Source organism: Halomonas sp. PGE1, assembly GCF_013000985.1.
GTDB classification, from domain to species: Bacteria; Pseudomonadota; Gammaproteobacteria; order Pseudomonadales; family Halomonadaceae; genus Halomonas; species Halomonas alkalicola.
Window position 1 is genome coordinate 2,229,909 of the sequence record NZ_CP053032.1, and the last position, 21,706, is coordinate 2,251,614.

At 68.4% G+C, this 21,706-nt stretch carries 21 protein-coding genes; 4 read left to right on the top strand and 17 right to left on the bottom strand.

Annotated elements, in window-relative coordinates; all coding sequences use genetic code 11:
- Positions 1 to 33: 33 nt before the first annotated feature.
- Both HIR79_RS10550 and HIR79_RS10555 read right to left on the bottom strand, forming a co-directional pair.
- Complete coding sequence (locus HIR79_RS10550; RefSeq protein WP_169958330.1) at positions 34 to 567, bottom strand: DUF3306 domain-containing protein; 534 nt, start codon at positions 565 to 567, stop codon at positions 34 to 36.
- Positions 564 to 995: a DUF3305 domain-containing protein gene (locus tag HIR79_RS10555; protein WP_249322116.1), complete on the bottom strand. Its 432-nt coding sequence runs from the start codon at positions 993 to 995 to the stop codon at positions 564 to 566. The genes HIR79_RS10550 and HIR79_RS10555 overlap by 4 nt, the downstream gene beginning before the upstream one ends.
- A gap of 132 nt (positions 996 to 1,127) precedes the next feature.
- Between HIR79_RS10555 and HIR79_RS10560 the strand changes: the two genes are divergently transcribed.
- Complete coding sequence (locus tag HIR79_RS10560; RefSeq protein ID WP_169958331.1) at positions 1,128 to 1,979, top strand: formate dehydrogenase accessory sulfurtransferase FdhD; 852 nt, start codon at positions 1,128 to 1,130, stop codon at positions 1,977 to 1,979.
- Between the two features lies 1 nt (position 1,980).
- Here the strand turns inward: HIR79_RS10560 and HIR79_RS10565 are convergent, their stop codons facing one another.
- Both HIR79_RS10565 and HIR79_RS10570 read right to left on the bottom strand, forming a co-directional pair.
- A complete protein-coding gene (locus HIR79_RS10565; protein WP_119021083.1) occupies positions 1,981 to 2,613 on the bottom strand; it encodes a helix-turn-helix domain-containing protein in 633 nt (210 codons plus the stop codon).
- Between the two features lie 124 nt (positions 2,614 to 2,737).
- Complete coding sequence (locus tag HIR79_RS10570; protein ID WP_169958332.1) at positions 2,738 to 3,691, bottom strand: histone deacetylase family protein; 954 nt, start codon at positions 3,689 to 3,691, stop codon at positions 2,738 to 2,740.
- Between the two features lie 115 nt (positions 3,692 to 3,806).
- Between HIR79_RS10570 and HIR79_RS10575 the strand changes: the two genes are divergently transcribed.
- Entirely contained in the window at positions 3,807 to 6,554 is a 2,748-nt protein-coding gene (locus tag HIR79_RS10575; RefSeq protein WP_169958333.1) for a bifunctional acetate--CoA ligase family protein/GNAT family N-acetyltransferase, read from the top strand.
- Positions 6,555 to 6,648: 94 nt separating this feature from the next.
- On the opposite strand, the gene pdxH is transcribed toward HIR79_RS10575, so the two are convergent.
- The 3 genes from pdxH to HIR79_RS10590 all read right to left on the bottom strand — a co-directional run bounded on the left by pdxH (position 6,649) and on the right by HIR79_RS10590 (position 8,448).
- Positions 6,649 to 7,290, bottom strand: coding sequence for a pyridoxamine 5'-phosphate oxidase (gene pdxH, locus HIR79_RS10580; protein ID WP_169958334.1), 642 nt, complete (start codon positions 7,288 to 7,290; stop codon positions 6,649 to 6,651).
- Between the two features lie 109 nt (positions 7,291 to 7,399).
- On the bottom strand, positions 7,400 to 7,747 hold the full coding sequence (locus HIR79_RS10585; protein WP_110068722.1) for a branched-chain amino acid transporter permease: 348 nt from the start codon (positions 7,745 to 7,747) through the stop codon (positions 7,400 to 7,402).
- The gene (locus tag HIR79_RS10590; RefSeq protein ID WP_249322117.1) at positions 7,744 to 8,448 is read right to left on the bottom strand and encodes an AzlC family ABC transporter permease; all 705 of its coding nucleotides are present in this window, start codon (positions 8,446 to 8,448) and stop codon (positions 7,744 to 7,746) included. Before HIR79_RS10590 ends, HIR79_RS10585 begins: the two co-directional genes overlap by 4 nt.
- A 126-nt stretch (positions 8,449 to 8,574) precedes the next feature.
- On the opposite strand from HIR79_RS10590, the gene HIR79_RS10595 reads away from it, so the two are divergent.
- On the top strand, positions 8,575 to 9,261 hold the full coding sequence (locus tag HIR79_RS10595; RefSeq protein WP_169958335.1) for a cytochrome b/b6 domain-containing protein: 687 nt from the start codon (positions 8,575 to 8,577) through the stop codon (positions 9,259 to 9,261).
- Positions 9,262 to 9,366: 105 nt separating this feature from the next.
- Here the strand turns inward: HIR79_RS10595 and HIR79_RS10600 are convergent, their stop codons facing one another.
- From HIR79_RS10600 to HIR79_RS10620, 5 genes are all read right to left on the bottom strand, one after another.
- Positions 9,367 to 9,843: a c-type cytochrome gene (locus HIR79_RS10600; RefSeq protein WP_169958336.1), complete on the bottom strand. Its 477-nt coding sequence runs from the start codon at positions 9,841 to 9,843 to the stop codon at positions 9,367 to 9,369.
- 92 nt (positions 9,844 to 9,935) lie between these two features.
- Positions 9,936 to 10,337, bottom strand: coding sequence for a DUF2069 domain-containing protein (locus HIR79_RS10605; protein WP_169958337.1), 402 nt, complete (start codon positions 10,335 to 10,337; stop codon positions 9,936 to 9,938).
- Positions 10,337 to 10,960: an NAD(P)H:quinone oxidoreductase gene (gene wrbA / locus HIR79_RS10610; RefSeq protein ID WP_169958338.1), complete on the bottom strand. Its 624-nt coding sequence runs from the start codon at positions 10,958 to 10,960 to the stop codon at positions 10,337 to 10,339. The genes HIR79_RS10605 and wrbA overlap by 1 nt, the downstream gene beginning before the upstream one ends.
- A 34-nt stretch (positions 10,961 to 10,994) precedes the next feature.
- A complete protein-coding gene (gene arsC, locus HIR79_RS10615) occupies positions 10,995 to 11,342 on the bottom strand; it encodes an arsenate reductase (glutaredoxin) (RefSeq protein WP_169958339.1) in 348 nt (115 codons plus the stop codon).
- A gap of 83 nt (positions 11,343 to 11,425) precedes the next feature.
- The gene (locus tag HIR79_RS10620; RefSeq protein WP_169958340.1) at positions 11,426 to 11,869 is read right to left on the bottom strand and encodes a gamma-glutamylcyclotransferase family protein; all 444 of its coding nucleotides are present in this window, start codon (positions 11,867 to 11,869) and stop codon (positions 11,426 to 11,428) included.
- Positions 11,870 to 11,985: 116 nt separating this feature from the next.
- Between HIR79_RS10620 and smrA the strand changes: the two genes are divergently transcribed.
- Entirely contained in the window at positions 11,986 to 12,600 is a 615-nt protein-coding gene (smrA, locus tag HIR79_RS10625) for a DNA endonuclease SmrA (protein ID WP_502708648.1), read from the top strand.
- Between the two features lie 194 nt (positions 12,601 to 12,794).
- Here the strand turns inward: smrA and HIR79_RS10630 are convergent, their stop codons facing one another.
- The 5 genes from HIR79_RS10630 to metH all read right to left on the bottom strand — a co-directional run bounded on the left by HIR79_RS10630 (position 12,795) and on the right by metH (position 21,620).
- The gene (locus HIR79_RS10630) at positions 12,795 to 13,997 is read right to left on the bottom strand and encodes an ISL3 family transposase (RefSeq protein ID WP_211620706.1); all 1,203 of its coding nucleotides are present in this window, start codon (positions 13,995 to 13,997) and stop codon (positions 12,795 to 12,797) included.
- Positions 13,998 to 14,204: 207 nt separating this feature from the next.
- Entirely contained in the window at positions 14,205 to 14,753 is a 549-nt protein-coding gene (locus HIR79_RS10635; RefSeq protein ID WP_169958341.1) for a DUF934 domain-containing protein, read from the bottom strand.
- Entirely contained in the window at positions 14,746 to 16,398 is a 1,653-nt protein-coding gene (locus HIR79_RS10640; protein WP_110068714.1) for a nitrite/sulfite reductase, read from the bottom strand. Before HIR79_RS10640 ends, HIR79_RS10635 begins: the two co-directional genes overlap by 8 nt.
- 136 nt (positions 16,399 to 16,534) lie before the next feature.
- On the bottom strand, positions 16,535 to 17,863 hold the full coding sequence (locus HIR79_RS10645; RefSeq protein WP_169958342.1) for an MATE family efflux transporter: 1,329 nt from the start codon (positions 17,861 to 17,863) through the stop codon (positions 16,535 to 16,537).
- Positions 17,864 to 17,918: 55 nt separating this feature from the next.
- Positions 17,919 to 21,620 (bottom strand): methionine synthase, encoded by a 3,702-nt coding sequence (gene metH / locus HIR79_RS10650; RefSeq protein WP_169958343.1) that lies wholly within the window; start codon positions 21,618 to 21,620, stop codon positions 17,919 to 17,921.
- Between the last annotated feature and the right edge of the window lie 86 nt (positions 21,621 to 21,706).

Consider the following 21,706-nt stretch of genomic DNA (forward strand, 5'->3'; position numbering starts at 1 on the left):
AACACCTCTTGTTGTTGGGGGGTAGGGCTCCTCTCAGTCTTGTCGAGAATCGCTAATATGACCTATGCCACCTTGGTCGCGTCCGTCCGATGCCACATCCGGGGCGGGCGCGCCCGGGGGGTGAGCCTCGTCGTCGGCGCCCCGCGCTGGCTCCTCGTCAGGGGCGGCCTCCTCGATGGCTTCTTCGGGCTCGAGGGCCTCGTTGACCCGCCGGCTCCAGTGTCGCAGGCGTTCGGCGACCTCCCTGGTCATGGGCTCGAGCTGGCTGTAGTCGCCGTCGTAGTCGTCGAGGCCGTCGCGGACCTGGTAGTGGTCGGCCTGCCAGAGGCGGCGAAGGGCACGGCGGCGCAGCGCCTGGCTGACCCCCTCCTGCAGATAGCGGCTGACCTCGCTGCCGGGCGGCAGGCTCTCGGGGTCGGGGAGGGTATCGTCCAGCAGGGGGGGCGGGGCGTCCGGCTCGTCGCTGGCGGCCGCTGCCTCGTGCGGAGGTGGCACCGCCTCCGCCGAGGCGGCGGGCTCGGCCTCCAGGCCGCGCTTGCGGCGCGACCAACGCTCCAGGCGGTTCATGGCTGAGCCTCCCGGGCGCGTCCGGCGCCCTTGCGCTTCTTCTTGCGCTCCTCCACGGGCGCCTCGCCGTGGCGGGCCAGATAGGCCTCGATCCACACCTGGATGGCCAGGGGCATGGGGGCTTCGAGCACCTGCTGCTCGCCGTCCATCCAGGCGGCGGCCACGTCCTGGCTGGCGGTGATGGCGGCGGCGCTGGCGGGGCCGCCGGTAAAGCCGGCGCGCACGAAGAGGCGAGGGTTGCCCGAGGAGAGATTGAAGCGGTAGGCGGCGCGCTCGGTCATGGTGAGCTGCAGCCACAGGGTGGCATCGCCGCCCCGCTCCGGGGTCAGGTCCGCGATGTGCCACTGGGTAGCCCGGAAGCCGTTGATGGTGTGCTCACGGGCCGCCAGGGTGATGCCGACGGGGCGCAGATGGTGGGCGTCTGTCACGGCACGCTCCTGTTGTTGTGGATGGGGGGAGCCGAGGGCGGTGATGGCGGCGGTACTGGAGACAGTAAGGCGCCAGGGTGCCATGATGGTCAAGTCGCCGTCGGCACCCACCCACCACAGACGAGACGCCTCATGCCGTTCACCCGCAGCCATGCCCGCCTGCCCGCCACCCTGGAGATCGAGGTCCTCGACGAGTTCGGCGAGTCCCGTCGCCAGGCCATCGCCGCCGAGCGCGCGCTGACCCTCTATCTCAACAGGCGCGAGATTGTCACCCTGATGACCCTGGGCGATGACCCCGAGGCGCTGGTGGTGGGCTACCTGCGCAACCAGGGGCTGCTGACCAGCGGCGACGATCTCGTGGCGGTGCACGTGGACTGGGAGGTAGAGGCCGCGGCGGTGGTGACCCGACACCTGCCGGAGGATCTCGAGGAGCGTCTGGGGCATCGCACCGTGACCACCGGCTGCGGCCAGGGCACGGTGTTCGGCCGGCTGCTCGATGCGGTGCCTCGCCGCCCGCTGGCCGAGACGCCGCTGCGCCAGTCGACCCTCTATGCGCTGCTGGAGAACCTCGGCGAGCACAACCAGACCTACCGCAGCGCCGGAGCGGTGCACGGCTGTGCGCTGTGCCATCAGGCCCGGGTGCTGGACTTCGTGGAGGACGTGGGCCGCCACAACGCCGTGGATACCCTGGCGGGGCGGCAGTGGCTGGCAGAGGCGGATTCGGGGCAGGCGGATATCTTCTACACCACCGGGCGGCTCACCTCGGAGATGGTGCTCAAGGTGGCCCAGATGGGCATCGGGGTGCTGGTGTCGCGCTCCGGGGTGACCCAGAAGGGGGTCGAGCTCGCCAGCCGTTTCGGGGTGATGCTGATCGCCCGCGCCAAGGGGCGCCACTTCCAGGCGATCCACGCCGGCGAGCGCCTGGTGCTGGATGCCATCCCTCAGCGCCGCCCGGGAGACCGGGCGGCTGGCGCCAGGGGCTGACTCAGGCGGCGTCGACCCGGGTGCAGACCGACAGCACCACGGCATCCTCATCGCTCACCGAGATCAGGGCGTGGCCCATGTCGCTGTCGAAGTAGATGCTGTCGCCCTGTTCGAGCCGCAGCGGCTCGTAGAACTCGGTATAGAGCAGGATCTCGCCGTCGAGCACCATCAGGAACTCCTCGCCGTCGTGGCGCACCCACTCGCCGAACTCATCGAAGCTGCGCGCCCGGACGATGGTCTTGAAGGGAATCATGCGCTTCTGGGCCAGCTCGCAGCTGAGCAGCTCGTGCTCATAGGTGGGGGTGGGGTGCTGCTGCCCGTGGCCGCGGCGGGTCAGGTCGCGGCGGCCCATGGTACGGCTCTGCTGGCGAGGCGGCGTGAGCAGCTGGGGCAGGTCGATGCCGAGCCCGCCGATCAGCTTCTGCACGGCGGTGAAGGTAGGCGAGATCTGGTCGTTCTCGATCTTGGAGAGGGTGGAGCGGGCGAGCCCGGTGCGCTGGCTGACGTCTTCCAGGGTCCACTGGTTGGCCAGGCGGATCTCGCGCAGGCGCTCGCCGAGGCGCAGCGGTTCGACGAGCGGCTTGCGGCCCGAGGCGATGCGCAGGGCGGCGTCCTGATCGGTGGTGGCGGTCATCGGCAGAAATTCACTATCGGAAACAGGTTTCCTCAAGCTTATCACAGCCCGTCGGCGATAACGCCGTTCTCAGGCCGACCCGGCGCTGCCGTCGGCGGGGAACGTTTCCCGCCGACAGGAAACCTCAGGCCGAGGGTGCGGGGGCGTCGCCGAAGGGCTGGCCGAGCAGCGCCTTGAGGTGGGCCTCGACGCTGCGCCCCAGGGAGTCCAGGTGATAGCCGCCCTCGAGCACCGAGACCAGCCGGTTATCCGCGTAGAGGGCGGCGATCTCCATGGCCATATGGGTGATCCAGTAGAAGTCCTCCTCCTCCAGGCACAGCTCGGCCATCTCGTCCTCGCGGTGGGCATCGAAGCCCGAGGAGAGCAGCACAAGCTCCGGCTTGAAGCGGTGCAGGGCGGGCAGCCAGTCATCCTCTATGGCGCGGCGGAAGGCGGCGCCGTCGGTGCCGGCCTCCAGCGGGGTATTGACCACGTTCTGCCACTCGCTGCGCAGGTAGCGCCAGGGGTAGAAGGGGTACTGAAAGCTGGTACAGACCAGCACATCGGGGTCATCCTTGAAGATGTCGATGGTGCCGTTGCACTGGTGCACGTCGAAGTCGAGGATGGCGATGCGCCGCGCCCCGTACTTGGCGCGGGCGTGGGCGGCCCCCACCGCCACGTTGTTGTAGAAGCAGAAGCCCATGGCATCGGTGGCCTCGGCATGGTGGCCGGGGGGGCGCACCGCACAGAAGACGTTGTCGGCCTGCTGGCGAAAGACCTGGTCGACGCCGCGGATCACCGCCCCCGCGGCCACCCGGGCGGCGTTGAGGCTGTCCGGGTTCATCATGGTGTCGCTGTCCAGGGTGACGATACCCTCTTCGGGCACGCATTTGTCCAGGGCGCGCAGGTGGCGCAGGGGGTGGACCCGCGCCAGCTCCTCCTCGGTGGCCTCGCGGGTCTCGGACTGCATGGTCTGCTGCAGCAGCCCGGAAAGGGACAGCCTGGCGCGGATCGCCTCCAGCCGCAGCGGGCTCTCGGGGTGCTCGGGGCCCATGTGGTGGAGCTGGCAGTGGGGATGGGTGATGTAACCGGTGATCATCGGTGCCTCCAGGCTGACTGGCGTCACTTTACTTTGCCTAATCCCTTGCCAGACAGTGTCAATAGGTCGTACACAGTAGGCAGCCAATCCAGCCACCAGCCGTCGGGAGAGCGTCTTGAGCACCCGTTTCCTGCGTCACTTCTTCGAACCTCGCACCATCGCCGTGATCGGCGCCTCGGAAAAGGCCAGTTCCCTGGGCGGGTTGGTGATCCGTAACCTGCAGGAGGCTGGCTTTCCGGGCACCATCTGGGCGGTGAACCCCAAGGGGTACGAGAGCGTCTTCGGCCAGCCCGCCTTCGCGCGCATCGGCCAGCTTCCCGAGGCCCCGGACCTCGCTGTCATCTGCTCGCCGGTGGCCACGGTGCCGGGGCGCATCGCGCGGCTGGGCAGCATCGGGGTGCGCGCCGCCCTGGTGCTCTCCGGTGGCTCCCATCTGGACGAGGCCCGCGACGGCAAGGCCTCGATCCGCCAGCGCATGCTCGATGCCGCTCGCCAGTCGGGGATCCGCGTGCTGGGGCCCGAGTGCATGGGGCTGATCGTGCCGGGCCGCAAGCTCAACGCCTCCTATGCCAACCGGCCGATCAAGGCCGGCAAGGTGGCCTACCTGGGCCAGTCGGGCATGCTCGGCACGGCGATGATCGACTGGGCGGCGGGGCGCGGTGTCGGCTTCTCGCACCTGATCACCCTCGGCGACAGCGTCGACGTGATGCTTCCCGACCTGCTCGACTACATCAACCAGTTCTCGCCGACCCAGGCGATCCTGCTCCATCTGGAGAAGATCCTCGACGCCCAGCACTTCATGACCGCGCTGCGCGACGCCTCGCGCAACCGCCTGGTGCTGGCCATCAAGAGCGGCCGCACGCCCCAGTCGGACCTCACCGGCCTGCCGCCCACGCCGGGGGTCGCCAACCGCGACCAGATCTTCGATGCGGCCTTCTCCCGGGCCGGGGTGGTGCGCGTCCACGACTCCGACGAGCTCTTCGATGCGCTGATGACCCTGTCGCGCATGAAGCCGCTGCGCGGCGACCGCCTGGCGATCGTCTCCAACGGCCTGGGCCCCGCCATGCTGGCGATCGACAAGCTGATCCACGCCGGGGGCAAGCTGGCCTTGTTCACCGAGGAGACGCGCCGCGCCCTCAGGCAGGGCGACTTCGACATGAGCAAGCCAGGGGAGAACCCGGTGGACCTGGGCGGCAACGCCACCCCCGAGAAGTTCGTCGATGCCATCGAGATCGTGGCCGCCGACCCCGGCGTCGATGCCGTGCTGGTGGTGCATGCGCCGACCCGCCTGGCGCCCTCCAGGACCACCGCCGAGGCGGTGGTGGCCAACCGCAAGCGCTTTCGCCGCAACCTGCTGACCAGCTTCATGGGGCTCGAGGAGGCGCTCTCGGCGCGCCACGAGTGCAACCTGGCGGGGATTCCCACCTATGTCTCCCCCGAGAAGGCGATCAACGCCTTCATGCACATGGTGGACTACCAGCGGGTGCAGGCGCTGCTGCAGGAGACTCCACCCAGCCTGCCGTTTGCCACCACGCCGGACATCCGCGCCCGCTGCCGCACCCTGATCCGGGAGGCCAAGGCCGAGGGGCGCGAGACGCTCTCCCACTCGGAGACCGCCCAGGTGCTGGAGGCCTACGGCATTCCGGTGGCCCAGAGCCGCTACGTGGCGACCCCCGAGGAGGGCGCCGAGGCGGCGGAGGCGTTCGATGGCGCCATGGCGCTCAAGGTGGTGCACGAGGGGAACTGCCGGCCGTTTCGCTATCGCAAGCATCCCCACCGGGTCTCGGCGGGGCTGCTGCAGGACCTGAAGAGCCCCGAGCAGGTGGCCGAGGGGGTCGCGCTGCTCGGCGAACAGGTGAGTGAGAAGTATCCCGCCTTCAGGGTTCGCGAGTACTGCCTGCAGCCCATGCAGCGCGGCAAGCACTCGCTGCAGGTGTGCGCCGGGGTCACCCGGGACCCGGTGTTCGGCCCGGTGATCGTCTTCGGCATCGGCGGCTACAAGGTCAATATCCTGGCCGACCGCCAGGTGGCGCTGCCGCCGCTGAACATGACCCTGGCCGAGGACATGGTGGATCGCACCCACGTGGCACGCCTGATCCACGAGCACTCCAGCGACCCGCAGCGCGATATCGGCCGGCTATGCCAGCTGCTGGTCAAGCTGTCGCAGATGGCCAGCGACCTGCTGGAGCTGCGCGGCATGGAGATCAACCCGCTGCTGCTCAACCGTGACGAGATGGTGGCGGTGGACTTCGCCATGGACCTCGGCACCCCTGCCCGCTTCGCGATCATGCCCTACCCGGAGGAGCTGCGAGAGTGGGTGACCCTCAAGAACGGCTGGGAGGTGGAGGTGCGCCCGATCCGGGCCGAGGACGCCCCGCTGATCACCAGCTTCCACCGCCAGCTCTCCGAGGAGAGCATCCGCTTCCGCTACTTCCACAACAAGTCGGACCTCACCCAGCGCGACCTGTCGATGCTCTCGCACATCAACTACGACCGGCAGATGGCGTTCATCGCCGAACACCTGCAGGAGGATGGCAGCAAGGAGATGCTCGGCGTGGTGCGAGTGTGGAACGACCCGGACAACATCCGCACCGAGTTCTCGGTGATCATCCGCGATGACCTCCAGGGGCTCGGCATCGGCAGCCTGCTCATGAACAAGATGATCGACTACTGTCGCAGTGTCGGCACCCTGGAGATGATCGGCAAGATCATGGTGGACAACCACCCGATGCGCGCCCTGATGAAGCACCTGGGGTTCAGCCAGCGCTACAACATGGAGGAGCAGGTGGTGGATGCGGTGCTGCGCCTCAACGAGCCCCAGAGCGAATGGCAGCGCCATCGCCTGGAGAGCCTGCCCGACTGAGTGCGAACGCCACGCGGCCCCCAACGCGAGACCCCCGCCGGTGGCGGGGGTCTCGCGTTGTCGATCTGCGGTTTGTGTCGGGCCGCAGGGTCGCTCAGGGGGCCATGCGGAAGTGCTGCCACTGGCCGTCGCGGGCCTCGTAGCGGATGCGGTCGTGGAGGCGGCTGGGCTGGCCCTGCCAGAACTCGATCATGGTGGGCACCACGCGGTAGCCGCCCCAGTGCACGGGGCGCGGGATCTCCTGTCCCTCGTAGGCCTGCTCGAAACGGCTCTGGCGCTCCTCGATCCAGGTGCGCCCGGGAATCACCACGCTCTGGGTGGCCACCCAGGCGCCCAGCTGACTGGCCCGCGGACGGCTGGCGAAATAGGCGTCGGACTCCTCGGCGCTGACCTGTTCGACGCTGCCCTCGACCCGCACCTGGCGCGCCAGGCTGGGCCACCAGAATACCAGAGCGGCATTCGGGACATTGGTGAGCTCGCTGCCCTTGTGGCTGTGGTAGTTGGTGTAGAAGACCAGGCCCTGGTCGTCGATGTCCTTGAGCAGGACGATGCGCGCGTGCGGCAGCCCCTGGCTGTCCACGGTGGCAAGGGTCATGGCGTTGCCGTCATCGCCCTCGCTCTCGAGCGCGAGTGCCAGCCACTCCTCGAACAGCTCCATGGGGTTCTCGGTGGCCTGGGCCTCGTCGAGCTGTCCCCCTTCATAGTCGCGGCGGATATCGGCGATGTTGCGTGTCATGGAAATCTCCTCGAAGTTTCTTGCATGGTCGCCTCTGCGCGCCTTCAGCTCAACACCCTTTACCTTTATCGGGCGGGTTTTGTGACCCTAAGCATATGACGATGCGCGCTCAAGGTGTCCAGCCCAGCTGCACCATGGCCATGTAGGCCGCGGTGCCGCCGATGATGGAGAGCAGGGCGTTGCGCCGCCACAGGTGCAGCGTGACCACCGCCAGGGAGGCCAGGATCATCGGCCAGCCATTGGCCGCGGCGTTGAGCTGGCCCTCGGCCAGCGGGCGGAAGTCGCGCAGCGCATAGATCACCAGGATCATCATCACCGTGGGGGGCAGATAGCGGCCCAGGTGCAGGATCAGCGGGTGCTCGGCCTGACGGGCCAGGGCCACGAAGGGGATCACCCGGGTGGCGAAGGTGGCCAGGGCGCACACCGCGATGAACAGCAGCAGGGTGGTGTGGCTCATGGGCGACTCTCCTGGGGCCGGGCCGGGCGCTGGAACCGGTAGTGGGCCAGCAGTACCAGGCTCGCCGCGCCGATCGCGCCAAGCAGCAGGTGGCGGTCGGGCACCAGCAGCAGGGCTCCGATGCCCGTTGCCAGGGCAATCACGAAGGGCAGCGCCTGGCGCAGCCGGCGCGCCTGCTCCAGGGTGAGCACGATGAAGAGCGCGGTGAGGGCGAACTCGATGCCGCGGCTGTCGAATGCCAGGGTGCTGCCGATCAGCGCCCCGGCCAGGGAGCCGAGCACCCACCAGGCCTGGTTCAGCAGGCCGATGCGAAAGGCCAGGGCATGGTCCCGGGCGCGCTCCGGCGGCAGGGTGGTCAACAGCGAGTAGGTCTCATCGGTGAGCGAGAAGATCAGGTAGGGCTTGCGCCAGCCGGCGCCCTTGAAGCGCCTGAGCAGCGAGAGCCCGTAGAACAGGTGCCGCGAGTTGAGCATCAGGGTGGCCACCGCCACCTCGACCAGGCCGGCACCGGCGGCAAGAAGCGCCACCGCCAGGAACTGGCCGGCCCCGGCGTAGATGGCCAGCGACATCAGCAGGGCGGCCCAGACCGGGATGCCCACCTCGATGGCCAGGATGCCGAAGGCGGCCCCCAGCGGCAGGTAGCCGAACATCACCGGCACGGTCAGCGTGCCGGCCTCGCGCCAGGCGTTGGGCGATGACAAGAGGTACACTCCTTCTGCGGGCCACCGGCATGGGGGTGGTGTCGATGGAATCGCTCATGGTAAGCCAAAAAACTGGCTTTGGCAGCCCGGGGCCGGAGAATCCACTGCAATCAGCAAGGAGGCAAGATGACGCGACTGAAAGTCTGGGATGTGCCGACACGGCTCTTTCACTGGGGGCTGGTCGGCTGCGTGGCGCTGGCGTTCTACACCATGAAGACTGACGGGGCGCCCTTCATCTTCCCGATCGATATCCACGCCCGGGGCGGCTACGTGCTGATTGGCCTGCTGCTGTTCCGCTGGCTGTGGGGCCTGGTGGGCAGCCATCACGCCCGCTTCGGCAGCTTCCTCTATTCGCCGGCCACCCTGTGGGGCTATGCCCGGCGCCTGATGAGCGGGCGTCTGCCCCTCTTCGCCGGCCACAATCCCCTGGGCGGCCTCATGGTGATGGTGATGCTGCTGTCGCTGACCTTCCAGGCCGTCAGCGGCCTCTTCCTGACCGACGACATCTTCTTCAATGCCCCCCTGCATGGCCTGGTGGACCGCAGCACCGCCCGCACCCTGGCCGGGCTGCACCACCTCAACGCCAACCTGCTGATGGGGCTGATCGCGGCGCACCTGCTGGCCCTGGTGGTGCATCGCCTGAAGGGGGAGCGTCTGGTGGGGGCGATGATCACCGGCCGCAAGTCCCTGGCGGGCGAGCCCGAAGACGCCCCCTCGACCGGCGCCCAGGCCCGCCATCCCGCCCGTTCCTGGCTGGCCCTGGTGGTGATCACCATCGCCGCACTGCCGGTGATCTGGCTCTGGAACGCCTAATCGCCATCCGTGCGGCAATGTCATGCCAGATGCACAAAGAAAGCGGGGCGGCCTTTAGGCCGCCCCGCGCGATGTTGACGCTGCAACCGCAGCCGGGACCGTGCCTCAGTCCGCGCGGTAGTTGTCGTGGCAGCCGCGACAGCTGTTGACCACGGCCCCCATCTGGCGACGCAGGTCGCTGAACTCCGCCTGGTCATCGACCATCTCGGCCAGGGTCGCCGCCTCCCGGCGGAAGGTGGCCTGGCGCTCCTCGAAGACCGCCCAGTCGTCGCCGATGACCGCCAGCGCCCGCGTCTCGATGCCGTGACCATCCCCCTGCAGCGAGCCCTCGATGAAGGCCTCCCAGGGCAGGTGCGCGAGGGCCGCCAGGTTGCCCGCGCGCAGCGCGAACTCCTCGGCGTCATAGTCGATGTTGCCCTGGACCATGTCGCCCAGCGGGCCGGTCTGGAAGGCCATCACGCGCAGTGCGTCCTGGCGATACTCGATCGCCTTGTCGACCTCCAGCGCCTGGGCAGAGGCGGCGGCGAGCAGGGCGGCAGAGAAGCCGAGGGGGGCGAGCAGGGAGCGTCGGGTTGCGGTCATCACGATCTCCTTTCGTGTGGCGGGTCATGAATTGTATGGCTTGAGTCAGCCGTCTTGAGGTGAATCAAGCCTTTCAAGCGTAGCACGTGCGCCTAGTTCCCGCGGGCCGCGCGCTGCTGGCGGCTGCGAAAGCGGGCATAGAAGGTGCAGCCGCCGAACAGCGCCAGCGCCGCCAGGGCGATCAGCCAGCCCAGCCAGCCGAGCCCGGGCAGGATCGCGACGTTCACCCCGATCATGAAGTAGAGCAGGCTGACGAAGGCCAGCCAGGCGTGCCCGCGGGGTCGCTTCGCCAGCAGGGAGGGCAGGAACAGCGCCAGTGGCAGCAGGAAGGCCAGCAGCGGACGCAGGTTGCCATCGTCGCGAGCCAGCAGAAGACCCCAGGCCAGCAGGGCCAGGACCAGGATCCCGTAGCTGCCCAGCACCCAGCGGCGCGACCGGTCGGTCAGGTGATCCAGCCCCTTCTCGGCCTCCAGGGCCTCGAGCCAGCGCCTCATCAGCGCTCCTCCCTGGGCATCGCCGACAGCGCCAGGGCGATCCTGGCCAGGCGGCGGCCCTGGGCGTGGGCCAGGTGGCGCTCCCGCTCGTCCAGGGGGCGGTCGCTGCGCTTGCCGGCCAGGTGGCTGGCCCCGTAGGGAGTGCCACCGCTGGTGGTCTCCATCAGCTCGGTCTCGCTGTAGGGCAGGCCTGCATAGAGCATGCCGTGATGCAGCAGGGGCACCAGCATGGTCAGCAGGGTGCTCTCCTGGCCGCCGTGCAGGCTGGAGGTGGAGGTAAAGGCGGTGGCCGGCTTGTCGATCAGTGCCCCGCCGAGCCACAGCTCGCTGGTGCCGTCGAGGAAGTGCTTGAGGGGGGCGGCCATGTTGCCGAAGCGGGTCGGGCTGCCGATCGCCAGCCCCGCGCAGTGGCGCAGGTCGTCGAGGCTGGCGTAGATGGCCCCCTCGGCGGGAATCTCCGGGTCTACCGCCTCGCAGGTCGGCGAGACTGGCGGCACGCTGCGCAGCCGCGCCTCGATGCCGCGAACGGACTCGACGCCGGCAGCCAGCCGTTCGGCCATGGCGCGGGTGGCGCCGTGGCGGGAGTAGTAGAGGATCAGCACATAGGGCAGGGAGGCGCTCATCGGGGCTCCTGGGGCAGGGAGGGGTGGGAAGGGGTCACTCAAGCAGGCGGAGAACGTCTTCGGGCGGGCGGCCGATCACGGCGCGCCGGCCGTCGTCGGCGATGGGGCGCTCCATGAGCCGAGGATGGGCGACGATCGCCGAGATCACCTGCTCGACGTCGCTGGCATCGGCATCCAGCGACTTCCACTCGGGTTCCTTGGTGCGGATCAGGGCCGAGTGGTCGCCGTCGAGGCGGGCGATCAGCGCGCGCAGCTCGTCGGCGCCGAGCGGCGCCTCCAGGTAGCGGCGTACCTCCACCGGCACGCCGCGCTCCTCGAGTAGGGCCAGCGCCTGGCGGGACTTCGAGCAGCGCGGATTGTGGAGGAGGGTGATGGCGGTCATGTCGACTCCTTGTCGAGGGCGGATCGCCGCCGGGACCGGCCCGGGGCGTGGCAGCGGCCATTGTATTCGGCGGCGTGGGGCGCTCACAACCGAGCCCCGTTGAGGGCCTCCTCGGGCAGGCGCCGGTAGACCCAGGCGTCGCTGCCGTCGGCCAGGGTGAGGCGCACCCGTTCGTAGCGCAGGCCGAGGCGCTCGTAGCGATCGAGCCGGGCGAGCTCCTCGGCGCTCACCGTGATCACCTCGCCCTCGACGCGCTCGCCGGGGGCCTCCTCCAGGTCGAGGGCGCTGCGGCGGAAGTCCTCGAGCGTGGCCGGTCGTGACTCGCCGGCGCGGCCGGTGACGATCCAGCGCACCAGCCCCGAGCGCAGAGTGCCGTAGACGAAGACCTCGTGGGGGCCCGCTTCAATGGGGGGCAGATGGTCGGGGCGATCATAGGTGAAGGGGCTGAGCATGGTCAGCCAGAGCCAGCCGGCGAGGGCAAGGGGCAGGCCGAGCAGGGTGGCGAGCAGCAGGTGTAGGCGTCGCATGGGGCTCCTTCCGGGAGGGGAGCGTCCCATCCTGCCATGCCGCGAGGGCGTTGTCCGGTGTTCGTCATCGGGCGGCTTAAGCCGGGTCGAGCGCTCTGCTAGGATGGAGCCTCCCCATGACGAACGTGAGGTGCCCCATGACCCGGCAGGCGTGTTATGACCTCGACTTCCAGGCCCTGATGGGTGACGTACGCCCGCTCTCCCGGGACCTCAATCGCGCCGACCCCGGCCGCACGCGTCGCGCGCCCAGCGAGGCACAGCTGGCCAGGCGGGAAAGCGCCGCCGCTGCGCCAGCAGGCCATGGCTTTCTCTCCGATGATTTCGTCGACCTGGTGCCTCCCTTCGATCCCCTCGAGTACCGGCGCGACGGCATCCAGCAGGGGGTGGTGGACCGCCTGCGCCATGGCGGCTACGCGGACCAGGCGCGCCTGCACCTGCTGCGTCGCCCGCTGGAAGAGTGCCGGCGAGCGCTGCCGCCCTTCATCCACGAGGCCTTCGCCCACGACCTGCGCTCGGTGCTGATCGTCCACGGCCGCGGCCGGGCGATCGACAGCCCGGCCAACGTGCTGCGCTCCTACCTGGCCAAGTGGCTGCTGCAGTTTCCGGAGGTGCAGGCCTACGTCTCCGCCCAGCCATCGGACGGCGGCCTCGGCGCCACCTGGGTGATGCTGCGCAAGAGCGAGCGGGCCAAGGCGGCCAACCGCGAGCGGCAGCAGAAGCGAAGGGGGTAAGCGGGTAATGTAGGTGAGGTTGGTGATTGCGGGGCTTTCCCGGCGACAGGCCTGTACGGGGGCGCTGTGAATACCTCCCTGTACGCTACTTTTTCCCTGCGGCGCTCTCGCATCCTGCTCCGCTTGCAGGGCCGGTGCTGGCCATCCTTGGCCAGCCCGTTCGGAGCAATGCTCCTCACCCCTGGAAAAAGGGTTCATCGCATTTTGCCGGGAAACGCGGCACGGATCTTCAGGAAGAAGTATTCCGTGTCGCGGTACCCATAGGCCATCCGTTTGATGACCTTGATCCGGTTGTTCATGCCCTCCAGCACGCTGGTGTTTAGCCGGTGGCGAGCACTGGACACGATGCCATCCAGGTAAGGCTCCAGCTTCTTGGTGAAACGCACCAAGGCGTCGATGCCGCTGCTCAACGCCATGCCGGCCCACTCTCGCCAGCCATGGCGGGCGGTTGCCTCGTCATCGGCAAACCACAGCGTCTTAAGCTGGTCCTTGAGCAGGTAGACCTTGGTCAGTGAGGCATTGGCAGCCAGCAGCTCCTCCAGCTTCACCGCCTGCTCAGGCTTGAGATTGTCCTGATTGCGCAGTAACAGCCAGCGGCTGCCTTTGATCACCTTGCGGGCCGCCTTATCATCGCGCAGCTGGTTGGCCTGATCGACACGCACCCGGTCCATCACTTCACGCCCGTACTTGGCCACGACATGGAAGCGGTCGTAGACCACCTCGGCGTTGGGGCACTGGTCCTTCACTTCGAGATCGAAAGACGCGTTCATGTCCATGGCGACGGCCTCGATCTGCTGTCGCGCATCACCCAACCATTCGAAGAACGGGCGGATCGCCTCCCGGGAGCGACCTTCGCCGATCCACACCACCTGCTGGGTGTCGGCACACGCAATCACCGTGGCGTAGCGGTGCCCCTTGTGGAGGGCGAACTCGTCCATCATCAGGCGACGTAGCCGTGTCGGGTCCGGAGCCGGCAGGTCACGCTGAAGGCGCTGCTTATCGATGGTCTTGACGGTATGCCAGTGCAGGCCGACCAAGTCGGCGACATGCCGGATCGGCAACAACTCGACCAGACGCTCCACCCACTGGCGCAGCGTAGTGGTCACCGGTGAACGACCCGGCAACCAGTCAATGCGCTCGCGTGTCGGGCCGCAGACGGGGCAGCGCAGGCGACGTACCGGCACCTCCAGCTCCACCCGGTAGGTCAGCAACGGCGCCTCTCGGACGCGACGGTGATGCACGTCATGGACGAGAAAGCAGGCATGGTCACAGCCGCTGCAGACCGGCGGGACTCGGTCATCAGGCGCCAACTGGAGCCGTAGTGTTTGCTCATCCAGGAATTCGTGATGGGCGACGGTGAAACCTTTCCAGAACAGGCAGAGCGGGGTAGCATCCATGGCAACGGCGGTATCCGTAGGCTGGGGTTTGTGGTGAACATCAGCTTACTCGGATTTACCGCCGTTTCTCTATCCCGCCTCTGCCTAAGGTTGCTTCGCTTTCACGCCAGTCTGCGAAGAACCGGAAAAAGACCCCCTTCAGGCCTGCCCCCGGCGCCCCGCCTCAAGCGTGAGCAAGCCCTTGCTGGCGACAGGCCCTGATGATGGTCAGGCGTAGGCAGCGGCCTCTTCGCGGGCCCGCGCCCACTCGCGCTCGCGGCGGCGGAACAGCGGCTCGGGCTGGTCCACGGCCGGCTGGTAGGCGCGGCTGAAGGCCCCCAGCGCCCGCTGGGCGTCTTCCAGCCACTGGTCCTCGCGCAGCGAGAGGCCGTCGAACCCGCAGCGGGTCATGAAATAGAGCTGATCCACCAGCACGTCGCCCACCGCACGGATCTCGCCGCCAAAGCCGTGGCGCTCTCGCAGCAGCCGCGCCAGGCTGTAGCCGCGCCCGTCGGTGAACTTCGGGAAGTCCACGGCGATCAGCGGCGCCTCGGCCAGCCGCTCGGCCAGGGCGTCGGTCAACTCGGTGTCGGCCGGGAGCCAGGGGGCCAGGGTGGCGCTCGGTGCGGCCTCGAGCCAGTCGGCGAGGGGCACGATGGCGGCGGCACCGGCCGGCGCCTCGCCCTCGCGAACCAGGGTCCAGGCGTCCGCGGCGGGCTGGCCGCGGAACAGGTAGGGGCGTGACTCGGGGCGTGCGTTGGGGGCTTGATCAGGCATAGACCCGCTCCTTGAAGGGTTTGAGGCCGATACGGCGGTAGGTGTCGAGGAAGGTCTCGCCGTCACTGCGCTCGCCGACGTAGACCTTGAGCAGCTTGTCGATCACCTCGGGCACGCTTTCGCGGCTGAAGGAGGGACCGAGGATCTTGCCCAGCGAGGTGGCGTTGCCCTGGGCGCCGCCGAGCGAGATCTGGTACCACTCCTCGCCCTTCTTGTCGACGCCGAGGATGCCGATGTGCCCCACATGGTGGTGGCCACAGGCGTTCATGCAGCCCGAGATGTTCAGCTCCAGCGGGCCCAGGTCATAGAGGAAGTCGAGGTCATCGAAGCGTTCCTGGATCGCCTGAGCCACCGGGATGGACTTGGCATTGGCCAGGGCGCAGTAGTCGCCCCCCGGGCAGCAGATCAGGTCGGCCAGGGTGCCCACGGTGGGGTTGGCCAGGCCCAGGGCATCCAGGCGCTGCCACAGCTCGTGGAGGCGATCCACCGGCACGTCGGAGAGCACCAGGTTCTGCTCGTGGGTGACCCGCAGCTCGCCGAAGCTGTACTCGTCGGCGAGATCGGCGATCTGGTGCATCTGCTCGGCGGTCACGTCGCCGGGGGACTGACCGGCTCGCTTGAGCGACAGGGTCACCGCCTTGTAGCCGGGCACCTTGTGGCCGGTGACGTTGTTGGTCACGAAGCGGGCGAAGGCGCGATTCTCGCCGCGCAGCCGCTGGAAGGCCTCGATGGCCTCGGCGCTGACCGGGCGGCGTTCGGGGTCGACGAAGTGGCCGGCGACCGCCTCGACGGTTTCGTGGGTGAGGGTCTGGGGGCCATCCTTGAGGTGGGCCCACTCGGCGTCGACCCGGCGGCGGAACTCCTCGATGCCTAGCGCCTTGACCAGGATCTTGATGCGCGCCTTGAACTTGTTGTCGCGGCGACCGAACTGGTTGTAGACCCGCACCAGCGCCTCGAGGTAGGTCAGCAGGTGGCGCCAGGGGAGGTCCTCGCGTACCACGTCGCCGATCATCGGCGTGCGGCCCAGGCCCCCACCGGCCAGCACCCGAACGCGCACCTCGCCGCTGTCGTCGCGCCACAGGCGCAGGCCCACGTCATGGACCTGGATGGCCGCGCGATCCTCGGCGGCACCGGTGACGGCGATCTTGAACTTGCGCGGCAGGTAGGCGAACTCCGGGTGGAAGGTCGACCACTGGCGGATCAGCTCGCACCAGGGGCGCGGATCGACCTCCTCATCCTCGGCCACCCCGGCGAACTGGTCGGTGGTGGTGTTGCGGATGTCGTTGCCGCTGGTCTGGATCGCATGCATCTCCACGCTGGCCAGCTCCGCCAGCATGTCCGGCACCGTCTCGAGCTTCGGCCAGTTCAGCTGCAGGTTGGTGCGGGTGGTGAAGTGGCCATAGCCGCGATCATAGTCGCGGGCCAGGTCGCCGAGCTTGCGCAGCTGGTAGGAGGCCAGCATCCCATAGGGGATGGCGATGCGCAGCATGGGGGCGTGACGCTGGACATAGAGCCCATTCTGCACGCGCAGCGGAAGGAACTCCTCCTCGCTGAGGCGGCCGGCCAGATAGCGCTCCATCTGGTCGCGGAACTGGGCGACGCGTTCATTGACGAGGGTCTGGTCGTGGGTGTCGTAGCGGTACATTCAGCCGTTCCTGCTGCAGTGAAGGGTGGCGGAGCCTGAAGGTGCACCATACGCGCCCCGCGTTATACTTGGAAAGAATAAATACTTATAGTTTTTATGCGAAAAGTAATTACCGGACCGCGGCAGGGGCGGCCCGTCACACCCTGAGGCGCTGCCAGCGACGGCGCTGCCAGATCACCGCGAACCAGGCGGAGTTGAGGCAGCGATAGCCGAGCTGCGCCCACCAGATGCCGAGCAGGCCCTGCTCGAGGCCCACGCCGATCCACCACGCCAGCGGCAGGAACACCAGCCACTGCAGGCCGAGGGTGGTGGTCATCACGGTGCGATTGGCGCCGGCGCCGAGCAGCGCCTGGGCCAGCACCAGGGCGGCGGCATCCAGCACGATCATCAGCGCGGTGAGCTGCAGGGGCAGCCGGCCCAGCTCGATCAGCGCCGGGTCATGCAGGAAGAGCCCCAGCACCGCCTCGGGAAACAGGGCCATGGGCAGCGCCAGGGCCGCGAGGCACAGCCAGGCCAGGTGCACCACCTCCCAGCCCCAGCGATGGGCATCGCCATGGGCCTCGCGGCCCAGCGCCTGGCCTACCAGGCTCATGGCGGCCATGCCGAGCCCCACCCCGGGCAGGATCAGCAGCAGCGAGAGGTTCACCAGTACGTGGCCCACGGCGACGCTGCGGGTATCGATCTGGCCGAGGATCCAGAACAGCACCGCGTAGCCGGCGGCGAACCACAGCTGCTGGAAGGAGTGGGGGGTCGCCAGGCGCAGGGTGGTCGCGAAGGTGAAGCGCCGTGGCAGGCCGGCGAGGAAGCCGCTGCCCCTGGCATGGCGCGCGCTGAGAAGCGCCCAGATGGCCAGCCCCATGAACAGCGACAGGCTGGTGCCGGCCCCGGCGCCGGCGGCTCCCATGGCCGGCAGGCCCAGGTAGCCGAAGATCAGCGCCAGGCTCGCCGCCACGTTGACGGCGTGCATCACGAGGATGATGCGCAGGTAGATGCCGGTCTGCTGGATACCGTTCCAGTAGCCGCGAAAGCAGAAGATCATCGCCACGGCGGTAAGCGACACCACCCGCCAGCGGAAGTACTCCACCGCCACGGCGTTGACCGCCGGGTCCTGATTGATCAGCGCCAGCAGCCGCGGCGCCTGCCACAAGCAGAGCAGCGTGATGGGCAGCGATGCGATGACCGCGATCACCAGCCCCGCGTTGAGCGGCACCGCGCGCCGCTCCCAGGCCTCCTCGCCGTGGCGCCGGGCAGTCTGGGCCTGAACCCCGGAGGAGAGGCCGAACACCAGGGCGGTGATCAGGAACATGGCATAGCCGCCGATGCCGACGCCGGCCAGGGGCACCTCGCCCAGCGACCCCACCATGGCGGCGTCGATCAGGTTGATCAGGCTCTGGGAGAGCATGCCGGCGATGATCGGCAGGGCGAGGCGCAGGATCGTCTGGCGGCGAGTGGGCTCGGGCAGCATGGGGGTCCGTCGAGTCAGGGCCCGCAAAGCGGGCCCCTGGGCGGCTGGCGACCGATCAGGCCGGGTCGTAGGAGAGCACCGGCGAGAGCCAGCGCTCCATCTCGTCCAGGGCCATGCCCTTGCGGCTGGCCAGCGCCTCGACCTGATCGCGGGTGATCTTGCCGGTGGAGAAGTACTTCGACTGGGGGTGCGAGAAGTACCAGCCGGCCACCGCGGCGGCGGGCCACATGGCGAAGCTCTCGGTGAGCGTAAGGCCGCTGTTGGCCTCGGCGTCGAGCAGTCGGAAGAGGGTCGCCTTCTCGGTGTGGTCCGGGCAGGCCGGGTAGCCGGGGGCGGGGCGGATGCCCTGGTACTTCTCGGCGATCAGCGCCTCGTTGTCCAGCGTCTCCTCCGGCACGTAGCCCCAGATCTCCTTGCGCACCCGCTCGTGCAGGCGCTCGGCGAAGGCCTCGGCCAGGCGGTCGGTGAGCGCCTGGACCATGATGGCGTTGTAGTCGTCACCGGCGGCCTTGTAGCGCTCGGCCAGCTCCTCCACGCCATGCCCGGCGGTGACCGCGAAGCCGCCGATCCAGTCGGGCTTGCCGCTCTCTTTCGGGGCGATGAAATCGGCCAGGCTGTAGCAGACCCCGTCGCGATTCTTGGTGGTCTGCTGGCGGATATGGTGGAGCCGCTCGATCACCACCTGGCGCGACTCGTCGGCGTAGACCTCGATGACGTCGTCGTCGACGCTGTTGGCCGGCCAGAGGCCGATCACCCCGCGGGCCTGCACCAGCTTCTCGTCGATCAGCCGGGCGAGCATCGCCTGGGCATCGCGGAACAGGTTGCGCGCGGCCTCGCCCACCACCGCGTCGTCGAGGATCTTCGGGTACTTGCCGGCCAGCTGCCAGCTCATGAAGAAGGGGGTCCAGTCGATGCGCTCGACCAGCTCCGTGAGATCGTACTCCTCGAACACCGTGAGGCCGGTGACGGCAGGCCGGGGCGGGGTGTAGCTGGTCCAGTCGATGACGAACTTGCGCGCGCGGGCCTCGGCATAGCCGAGATCGGCGGCCTTGGGGCGACGCTTGGCGTTGCGCTCGCGGACCTGCTCGTATTCGCTGCGGATCTCGGCCACATAGGCCTCCTTGAGGCCGGGCGAGAGCAGCTTGCCGGCCACGCCCACGGCGCGGGAGGCATCGGGCACATAGACCACCGGGTGCTCGTAGCCGGGCTCGATCTTGACCGCGGTGTGGGCCTTGGAGGTGGTGGCGCCGCCGATCAGCAGCGGGAGGCTGAAGCCCTGGCGCTGCATCTCCTTGGCGACGTGCACCATCTCGTCGAGCGACGGGGTGATCAGCCCGGAGAGGCCGATGATGTCGGCGTTCTCGGCCCTGGCGGTCTGCAGGATCTTCTCCGCGGGCACCATCACGCCGAGATCGACCACCTCGTAGTTGTTGCACTGGAGCACCACGCCGACAATGTTCTTGCCGATGTCGTGGACGTCGCCCTTGACCGTGGCCATGACGATCTTGCCCTTGGCCTGGGTCTCCCCGCTCTTCTCGGCCTCGATGAAGGGAATCAGGTAGGCCACCGCCTGCTTCATGACCCGCGCCGACTTGACCACCTGGGGCAGGAACATCTTGCCGGCGCCGAACAGGTCGCCGACCACGTTCATGCCGTCCATCAGCGGCCCCTCGATCACCTCGATGGGGCGCGCCGCCTCCTGGCGAGCCTGCTCGGTGTCCTCCTCGATGTAGACCGTCACGCCCTTGACCAGGGCATGCTCGATACGCTTGTTCACCGGCCAGGAGCGCCACTCGAGGTCCTCCTTCTTGGCCGGGCCGGCGCCATCGCCCTTGTACTTGTCGGCGAGATCCACCAGGCGCTCGGTGCCGTCGGGGCGGCGGTTGAGCACCACGTCCTCGACCGCCTCGCGCAGCTCCTCCGGCAGGTCGTCGTAGACCGCCAGCTGGCCGGCGTTGACGATGCCCATGGTGAGACCCGCGCGGATGGCGTGGTAGAGGAACACCGAGTGGATCGCCTCGCGCACCGGGTTGTTGCCGCGGAAGGAGAAGGAGACGTTGGAGACGCCGCCGGAGACCATGGCGTGGGGCAGGTGCTCGCGGATCCAGCGGGTGGCGTCGATGAAGTCCACGGCGTAGTTGTCGTGCTCCTCGATGCCGGTGGCGATGGCGAAGATGTTGGGGTCGAAGATGATGTCTTCCGGCGGGAAGTCGAGCTCATCCACCAGGATGCGGTAGGCCCGCTCGCAGATCTCGGTCTTGCGCGCGAAGGTGTCGGCCTGGCCGGTCTCGTCGAAGGCCATCACCACCACGGCGGCGCCGTGGCGGCGACAGATGGTGGCCTGCTCGCGGAAGGCCGCCTCGCCCTCCTTCATGGAGATCGAGTTGACCACCGCCTTGCCCTGCACACACTTCAGGCCCGCCTCGATGATTTCCCACTTGGAGGAGTCGATCATGATCGGCACCCGGGCGATGTCGGGCTCGCCTGCGATCAGGTTCAGGAAGCGCACCATCGCCTCCTGGGACTCGAGCATGCCCTCGTCCATGTTGATGTCGATCACCTGGGCGCCGTTCTCGACCTGCTCGAGGGCTACCTCCAGGGCGGTGGTGAAGTCCTCCTCCACGATCAGCCGCTTGAAGCGCGCCGAGCCGGTGACGTTGGTGCGCTCTCCGACGTTGACGAACAGGGAGTCGGCGGCGATGTTGAAGGGCTCGAGGCCCGACAGGCGGCAGGCCCTGGCGATCTCTGGCACCCGGCGCGGCGCCACGCCGTGGATGGCCCGGTGGATGGCCGCGATATGCTCGGGCGTCGAGCCGCAGCAGCCGCCGATGATATTGACCAGGCCGCTCTGGGCGAATTCGGCGACGATGGTCGCCATCTCCTCGGGGGTCTGGTCGTACTCACCGAACTCGTTGGGCAGGCCGGCATTGGGGTGGGCGGAGACGAAGGTGTCCGCCTTGGTGGAGAGCTCCTCCACATAGGGGCGCAGCTCCTCGGCCCCCAGCGCGCAGTTGAGGCCCACCGAGAGGGGGCGCGCATGGCGCACCGAGTTCCAGAAGGCCTCGGTGGTCTGGCCGGAGAGGGTGCGGCCGGACGCATCGGTGATGGTGCCGGAGATCATCACCGGCAGGCGCTCCCCGCGATCCTCGAACAGCTCCTCCAGGGCGTAGATCGCCGCCTTGGCGTTGAGCGTGTCGAAGATGGTCTCGATCATGATCAGGTCGCTGCCGCCCTCGATCAGCGCCTCGGCCGCCTCGTAATAATTCTCGCGCAGGGCGTCGAAGGTGACGTTGCGCTTGGCCGGGTCGTTGACGTCCGGCGAGAGCGAGGCGGTGCGCGAGGTGGGGCCCAGCACCCCGGCCACGTAGCGGGGCACGCCGGTCTCGGCGGCCACGGCGTCACACGCCTGACGCGCCAGGCGGGCCGCCTCGCGGTTGAGCTCGACTACCAGCGCTTCCATGCCGTAGTCCGCCTGGGAGAGCCGGGTGCTGTTGAAGGTGTTGGTCTCGACGATGTCGGCACCGGCTTCGAGGTACTCGCGATGGATGCGCGCGACCAGCTCCGGGCAGGTGAGCACCAGCAGGTCGTTGTTGCCCTTGAGGTCGGAGGGCCAGTCGATGAAGCGCTCGCCGCGGAAATCGGCTTCGGACAGGCCGGCATTCTGCAGCATGGTGCCCATGCCGCCATCGAGCATGAGGATGCGCTCGTTGAGGCTGTCGATGAGGGAAGCGGTCTGAGCGGTGGGAAGGGCGGCCATGGGCAGGTCTTGTCTCCAGCGAAAGTCGCATCCAGGGGCAGGGCCGCACGGACGCCTCGGGGCGTCTTCTGCCTGCTGCAGCGCTC

Bases quoted from the DNA above. Each gene is read 5' to 3' on its own strand.
- HIR79_RS10550 (WP_169958330.1), bottom strand. From the start codon at position 567: ATGAACCGCCTGGAGCGTTGGTCGCGCCGCAAGCGCGGCCTGGAGGCC.
- HIR79_RS10560 (WP_169958331.1), top strand. From the start codon at position 1,128: ATGCCGTTCACCCGCAGCCATGCCCGCCTGCCCGCCACCCTGGAGATC.
- HIR79_RS10565 (WP_119021083.1), bottom strand. From the start codon at position 2,613: ATGACCGCCACCACCGATCAGGACGCCGCCCTGCGCATCGCCTCGGGC.
- HIR79_RS10570 (WP_169958332.1), bottom strand. From the start codon at position 3,691: ATGATCACCGGTTACATCACCCATCCCCACTGCCAGCTCCACCACATG.
- pdxH (WP_169958334.1), bottom strand. From the start codon at position 7,290: ATGACACGCAACATCGCCGATATCCGCCGCGACTATGAAGGGGGACAG.
- HIR79_RS10585 (WP_110068722.1), bottom strand. From the start codon at position 7,747: ATGAGCCACACCACCCTGCTGCTGTTCATCGCGGTGTGCGCCCTGGCC.
- HIR79_RS10595 (WP_169958335.1), top strand. From the start codon at position 8,575: ATGACGCGACTGAAAGTCTGGGATGTGCCGACACGGCTCTTTCACTGG.
- HIR79_RS10600 (WP_169958336.1), bottom strand. From the start codon at position 9,843: ATGACCGCAACCCGACGCTCCCTGCTCGCCCCCCTCGGCTTCTCTGCC.
- HIR79_RS10605 (WP_169958337.1), bottom strand. From the start codon at position 10,337: ATGAGGCGCTGGCTCGAGGCCCTGGAGGCCGAGAAGGGGCTGGATCAC.
- wrbA (WP_169958338.1), bottom strand. From the start codon at position 10,960: ATGAGCGCCTCCCTGCCCTATGTGCTGATCCTCTACTACTCCCGCCAC.
- arsC (WP_169958339.1), bottom strand. From the start codon at position 11,342: ATGACCGCCATCACCCTCCTCCACAATCCGCGCTGCTCGAAGTCCCGC.
- HIR79_RS10620 (WP_169958340.1), bottom strand. From the start codon at position 11,869: ATGCGACGCCTACACCTGCTGCTCGCCACCCTGCTCGGCCTGCCCCTT.
- smrA (WP_502708648.1), top strand. From the start codon at position 11,986: ATGACGAACGTGAGGTGCCCCATGACCCGGCAGGCGTGTTATGACCTC.
- HIR79_RS10630 (WP_211620706.1), bottom strand. From the start codon at position 13,997: ATGGATGCTACCCCGCTCTGCCTGTTCTGGAAAGGTTTCACCGTCGCC.
- HIR79_RS10635 (WP_169958341.1), bottom strand. From the start codon at position 14,753: ATGCCTGATCAAGCCCCCAACGCACGCCCCGAGTCACGCCCCTACCTG.
- HIR79_RS10640 (WP_110068714.1), bottom strand. From the start codon at position 16,398: ATGTACCGCTACGACACCCACGACCAGACCCTCGTCAATGAACGCGTC.
- HIR79_RS10645 (WP_169958342.1), bottom strand. From the start codon at position 17,863: ATGCTGCCCGAGCCCACTCGCCGCCAGACGATCCTGCGCCTCGCCCTG.
- metH (WP_169958343.1), bottom strand. From the start codon at position 21,620: ATGGCCGCCCTTCCCACCGCTCAGACCGCTTCCCTCATCGACAGCCTC.